4 protein-coding genes are annotated in these 6,226 nt (G+C 67.6%); all 4 read right to left on the minus strand.

The annotated features are described in order from the left end of the window. A partial coding sequence (locus DBR10_RS04495) for a DUF4118 domain-containing protein (RefSeq protein ID WP_233243270.1) occupies nt 1-1,765 on the minus strand: 1,765 nt, incomplete at its 3' end. A 109-nt stretch (nt 1,766-1,874) separates the two neighbouring features. Then, nucleotides 1,875-2,447, minus strand: coding sequence for a potassium-transporting ATPase subunit KdpC (gene kdpC / locus DBR10_RS04500; protein WP_108504436.1), 573 nt, complete (start codon nt 2,445-2,447; stop codon nt 1,875-1,877). Nucleotides 2,448-2,474: 27 nt separating this feature from the next. Then, on the minus strand, nt 2,475-4,544 hold the full coding sequence (gene kdpB / locus DBR10_RS04505) for a potassium-transporting ATPase subunit KdpB (RefSeq protein WP_108556173.1): 2,070 nt from the start codon (nt 4,542-4,544) through the stop codon (nt 2,475-2,477). Nucleotides 4,545-4,571: 27 nt separating this feature from the next. Next, a partial coding sequence (kdpA, locus tag DBR10_RS04510) for a potassium-transporting ATPase subunit KdpA (RefSeq protein ID WP_108556175.1) occupies nt 4,572-6,226 on the minus strand: 1,655 nt, incomplete at its 5' end.

The following is a 6,226-nucleotide window of genomic DNA, read 5'->3' on the forward strand; positions in this document are numbered from 1 at the left end:
GGGTCATCCCCCCCGCCTCGATGCCCGCGACCCCGGCCCGCGACCGCACGCCATCGAGGGGCCAGAAGGTCCAGCGGGTCTGCGGCAGGGTCCCGGTACCGAAGCCTGCGGGCTCCCCCTTCTCCCAGGCCCAGCGGGCTGCGGCCATCAGCGCGACATCGAGCGGCTCAATGTCCGGAACGCCCGCTGCCGTCTCTAGCTCACCGTTCCGAGGGAGCAGGACGACGGCCCTGGATCCGGCGGCGGCGGCGGCCTGCTCGGCGAGGGCCAGCGCCGCAGCCTCGCGCCCGGCTGCGGCCGAGAAGGTCCGACTGGCCGCCAGAAGGGCCGTTACAGCCACCGCCCGATGCCGGGCATTCTGTCCCTGGTCGCGAACCCGGCCGGCCAGACCGCCGACAGCGAGCGCCACGGCCCAGAACACCAGCAGGGTCAGGACATCGGTCGGTGATCCGATCTGGAAGCTGTAGCGCGGCGCGAGAAACAGATAATTGTAGACGAGGAAGGCGGCGGTCGCGGCGGCCAGGGCAGGTCTGACCCCGTGCAGAACCCCGGCCGCCAGCACGGCGGCCAGAAAAATCATGCCCAGATCCACCCGGTCGAAGGCCACATCCAGCCCCCAGGCACACAGGGTGGCGACCCCGACGAAGGCCGCGCCGGTCAGATAGCCCTGCCAGGCCAGGGCGGTCCGGGAACGCCGTCGCTGTACCGGGGCTTCTGGCGCGGATTCAGTGACGACATGGATCGCCGTTCCGCGCGCCTCGCGCAGCAGCGCGGCCGCCAGGGACCGGCCCAGAAGTTCGCGCCAGCGGCTGTCGGCCGACTTGCCGATGACGATCTGGGTGACGTTGTTGCGCCGCGCATAGGCCATCACGGTCGCCACAACATCGGATCCGTTGAGAACCAGCGTCGTGCCACCCAGTTGTCCGGCCAGTCTCAGCGCGTCGCCGACCCTGGCCGCAGCTTCCGGCTTTGCAGCGGAGCGGTCGGGTCGCTCGACATGGGCGACGGTCCACGGCGCATCCATCATCATGTCGGACAGTCTGCGGCCCGTGCGGACCAGGGAGGCCGCCATCGTGTCTCCCCCGACCAGAACCAGTATCCGCTCGCCGGCCGCCCAGGGGCCCTCTACGCCCTTCTCCCGCATGGCCGCGACGAGCTGGTCGTCCACGGTCTGGGCCGCCCGTCGCAGGGCCAGCTCCCGCAGCGCTGTGAGGTTCTCGACCCTGAAAAAGTTCTCAGAGGCCAGGCGTGCCGTTTCCGGCACATAAACCTTGCCCTCCCCCATGCGCTCGCGCAGTTCATCCGGCGTGATGTCGACAACTTCGATGTCGTCGGCCCGTGACAGGGCGCGGTCAGGCACGGTCTCGCGCTGACGCACCCCGGTGATGCGCAGCACCACATCGACCAGGCTTTCCAGGTGCTGGACATTCAGGGTGGTCCAGACATCGATGCCCGCCGCCAGCAGTTCCTCGACATCCTGCCAGCGCTTGGGGTGGCGCGAGCCTGGCGCGTTGGAATGGGCATATTCGTCGACCAGAAGCAGTTGCGGCTTGCGCGCCAAAGCCCCGTCAAGATCGAACTCCATGACCACCCGCTCGCGGTGATCCATGGGCTTGCGGGGCATGACCGCCATGTCCCGCAGCAAACTCTCGGTCTCGCGACGACCATGGGTCTCGACCAGTCCGACGACGACGTCATCCCCCTTGGCCTTGCGGCGTCGGGCGGCGCGCAGCATCTCGTAGGTCTTGCCCACACCGGGGGCCATGCCCAGAAACACCTTAAGACGCCCCCGGCTCGCCCGGTTGGCGGCGGCCAGAAGCGCCTCAGGATCAGGACGCCCGTCAGAATGTCCGCGTTCGTCGACCGGCAAGAGTCTAGCCCGGAGCCTGGGCATCAAGCGCCCGGTTGACCCTTAGCACATTGACACGGGGCTGACCGATGAAGCCCAGAAGCCGGCCCTGGATATGGGCGTCGACCACGGCCTCGACCTGTGCCGTCGTCAGGCCCCGCGCCTTGGCGACCCGGGCGGCCTGCAGATGGGCATAGGCCGGCGAGATGTCGGGATCGAGACCCGAGCCCGAGGTGGTCACGGCATCGGCCGGAATGACGGCCCCTGGGCTTTCGGCCCGCAGGGCGTCGGCCTCGCTCTTGATCCGCTCGGCCAGGGCTTCATTCATCGGACCCATATTGGAGCCGCTCGAGGCCGAGGCGTCATAGCCTGAGCCAGCCGCCGACGGACGGGGGTGCAGATACCTGTCGGCTGTGAAGGGCTGGCCGATCAGGGCCGAGCCGATCACCGTGCCCTTGGCGTCCCGAAGCAGGCTGCCATTGGCCTGTTCGGGAAACGCCGCCTGGGCCACGCCGGTGAGGGTCAGGGGATAGGCCAGGCCCAGCAGGACGGTGAACAGGCCCATCGAGACGAGGGCCGGACGGAGGTGGGAGAGCATGACTTTTGAGTCTCCGAGGAAGGCCGCCTAGGCCAGGCCGAGGCTGGATACGAGCATGTCGATCAGTTTGATGCCGACGAACGGCGCGACCAGACCGCCGAGGCCATAGATCAGCAGGTTGCGCGACAGCAGCTTGCCGGCACCGACGGCCCGGTACTTCACGCCGCGCAGGGCCAGCGGGATCAGGGCCACGATCACCAGGGCGTTGAAGATCACCGCCGACAGGATCGCGCTCTCCGGGCTGTGGAGACGCATGATGTTCATGCCGCCCAAGGCCGGAAGCGAGACCACGAACATCGCCGGGATGATGGCGAAGTACTTGGCCACGTCATTGGCGATCGAGAAGGTGGTCAGGGCACCGCGGGTGATCAGCATCTGCTTGCCGACCTCGACAATCTCGATGACCTTGGTCGGGTCGCTGTCGAGATCGACCATGTTGCCGGCCTCACGGGCGGCCTGGGCACCGGTCTGCATGGCAACCCCGACATCTGCTTGGGCCAGGGCTGGCGCGTCGTTGGCGCCGTCGCCGCACATGGCGACCAGACGACCCCGGCCCTGTTCCTCGCGGATCAGCCGCAGCTTGTCCTCCGGCGTGGCTTCGGCCAGGAAATCGTCGACCCCGGCCTCGGAGGCGATCGCCGCAGCGGTCACCGGGTTGTCGCCGGTGATCATCACGGTGCGAAGACCCATGCGGCGCAGATCCGCGAAGCGTTCCTTGACGCCGGGCTTGACCACGTCCTTCAGGTGGATGACGCCGACCAGGGCGCCGTTCTCGCTGACCGCCAGGGGCGTGCCGCCCGAGCGGGCGATGCGGTCCACTGCGCCGAGCAGTTCGGCCGGGACCGTTTTCGGGTCCAGGGCCAGGCTGCGATAGACGGCATCCACGGCCCCCTTGCGCCAGGACATCGATCCGGCATCCAGGCCCGACTGACGGGTCGAAGCGCTGAACGGGATCGAGGTTGCGCCGGCCGGCACCTCGACGACGATCCCCTGATTGCGGCCCAGTTCAACGATCGAGCGGCCTTCCGGCGTCTCGTCGGCCAGAGAGGCGCTGACAGCGGCGCGCAGGGCGACCTCAGGACGCACGCCGGGGGCGGCGATCACTTCGGTGGCCATGCGGTTGCCGAAGGTAATGGTGCCGGTCTTGTCCAGCAGCAGCGTATCGACATCACCCGCTGCTTCCACAGCACGGCCCGAGGTGGCCAGCACATTGACCTTCAGCAGGCGATCCATGCCGGCGATGCCGACCGCCGAGAGCAGTCCGCCGATCGTGGTGGGGATCAGGGTGATGAACAGCGCACCCAAAACCAGCGGATCGATTGCCACGCCCGAGAACTTGCCCAGGCCCAGCAAGGTGACCACAGCGATCAGGAAGATCAGGGTCAGGCCCGCCAGCAAAACCGCCAGAGCGATCTCGTTGGGCGTCTTGCGACGGTCAGCGCCCTCGACCATGGCAATCATCCGGTCAAGGAAGGTGTTGCCAGCCTCGGCGGTGACGCGAACCTTGATCCAGTCGGAGACCACGGTGGTGCCGCCGGTGACGGCCGAGCGGTCGCCGCCGCTTTCGCGGATCACCGGAGCGCTTTCACCGGTAATGGCCGCCTCATTGACGCTGGCCATGCCCTCGATGATCTCGCCATCTGTGGGTATGACGTCGCCGGCCTCGACCAGGATCACTTCGCCGACGCCCAGCTTGTGGGCGGGTGTCGGGACAATGGTTCCCGCCTTCTGGTCGATGATCAGCTTGGCCTTGGTGGTGACGCGGGTGGCCCGCAGGCTGTCGGCCGCCGCCTTGCCGCGCCCTTCGGCGACGCTTTCGGCCAGGTTGGCAAACAGTACCGTGGCCCAAAGCCAGAGCGCGATCTGGATCGCGAAGCCGGCCGGCTGGCTGCCGACCACCGCCGCGACCGCCGAAACAGTGGAAAGCAGGGCCACGATCCAGGTGGTGAAGATCACCGGATTGCTGGTCAATCTTCGGGGGTCCAGCTTGACGAAGGCATCGCTGGCCGCCCGCAGCAGGACCGCGGATGACAGGCCGCCGGCCAGGGTGTTGGCCTTGCGGCGACCGTCTCCGAGGACGGGTTCTAGGGTGGTCATCTCAAATCGCCTTTGCGATCAGCTGTGTCATTGGACGCTGACGACCGCGGCGAGCGCCTGGAAGTGCTCGACGATCGGGCCCAGGGCCAGAGCGGGGAAGAATTGCAGGCCGCCGAGGATCAGGATCACCCCGATCAGCAGGCCGATGAACAGGCCGCCATCGGTGGGCAGGGTGCCCGCAGACGGGGCCAGCTTGGGTTTGGCGGCCAGGGCGCCGGCAATGGCCAGCACCGCGACGATGGGGGCAAAGCGGCCCAGCATCATCGAGATCCCCAGGCTGGTGTTCCACCACGGCGCATTCGCCGTCAGCCCGCCAAAGGCCGAGCCGTTATTGGCTGTGGCCGAGGTGTAGCCGTAGAGGATTTCCGACAGGCCGTGCGGGCCTGTGTGCATCAGCCCCTTCAGGGCCTCGGGCAGCACGGCGGCGACGCCTGAAAAGCCCAGCATCGACAGCGGGATCACCAGCACCGCCAGCATGGCCAGCTGGATCTCGCGCGCCTCGACCTTCTTGCCGAGATATTCGGGCGTGCGGCCCACCATCAGTCCGGCAACGAACACCGCCAGCAGCGCCATGACGACCATGATGGCGATCCCCGAGCCGATCCCGCCGGGCAGGATCTCGCCCAGTTGCATCAGGAACATCGTCACCGCCCCGCCCAGGGGCATCAGGCTGGAATGCATGCCGTTGACCGAGCCGTTGGAGGCCCCTGTCGTCATGGCCGCCCAGGCGGCTGTCGAGGGCGCGCCGAAGCGAACCTCCTTGCCTTCCATATTGACCGAAGCGTCGACGTGTGCGGCGACTAGGGCCGGGGCCGGCTGAGTCTCGGTGGCATAGATGGCCGCCGCACCGGCCGAGAGCAGGATCATGGCCGAGATCACCAGGGCCCGGATGTCCTTGCGGGCCATGGCTGAACGCCCAAAGGCGAAGAAGGCGGCCCAACCGAGGAGATTGATCGACACCGCGGTGATCAGGTTGGTCAGCGGCGTCGGGTTCTCGAACGGGTGGGCGGAATTGGCGTTGAAGAGGCCGCCGCCATTGATGCCCAGTTGCTTGATGGCTTCCTGACTGGCCACGGCGAACAGGGCGATCTTTTGCGGCGCGCCTTCCAGGGTCTTGGCATCAACGCTGGCGGCGAGGGTCTGGGGCAGGCCCAGAGCCACGAGCACGATCGAAAGCACGATCGACAGCGGCAACAGGACGTAGAGCGTGGTGCGCACCAGGTCGGCCCAGAAATTGCCAACCCCCTCGCCGCGATTGGCGACAAAGGCCCGCGCCAGGGCGGCGGCGATCGTCGCGCCGGTGGCCGCCGAGACGAAGTTCTGCACGGTCAGAACCAGCATCTGGCTGAGCGTCGACATCGTGGTCTCACCGCCATAGCTCTGCCAGTTGGTATTGGTTACGAAGCTGGCGGCGGTGTTGAACGCCAGGTGCGGCGACACACCCGAAAATCCCTGCGGGTTCAACGGCAGCTCGCCCTGCAGGCGCAGGACGGCATAGACCATCACAAAGCCCACGGCATTGAAGGCCAGCAGGGCCAGGGCGTAGGCGTGCCAGGTCTGGCTCTTCTTCGGGTCAATGCCGCCGGCCGAGTAGAACAGGGCCTCGACCGGCTTCAGCACCGGGTCGAGCCAGGTGCGTTCGCCGTTCCAGACCCGGGACATGTAGACGCCCAGGGGCCAGG

The organism is Caulobacter sp. HMWF025 (assembly GCF_003060965.1).
Taxonomy (GTDB): domain Bacteria; phylum Pseudomonadota; class Alphaproteobacteria; order Caulobacterales; family Caulobacteraceae; genus Caulobacter.

Coding starts and splice junctions, on each gene's coding strand:
- kdpB (WP_108556173.1), bottom strand. CDS start 4,544: ATGACCACCCTAGAACCCGTCCTCGGAGACGGTCGCCGCAAGGCCAAC.
- kdpC (WP_108504436.1), bottom strand. CDS start 2,447: ATGCTCTCCCACCTCCGTCCGGCCCTCGTCTCGATGGGCCTGTTCACC.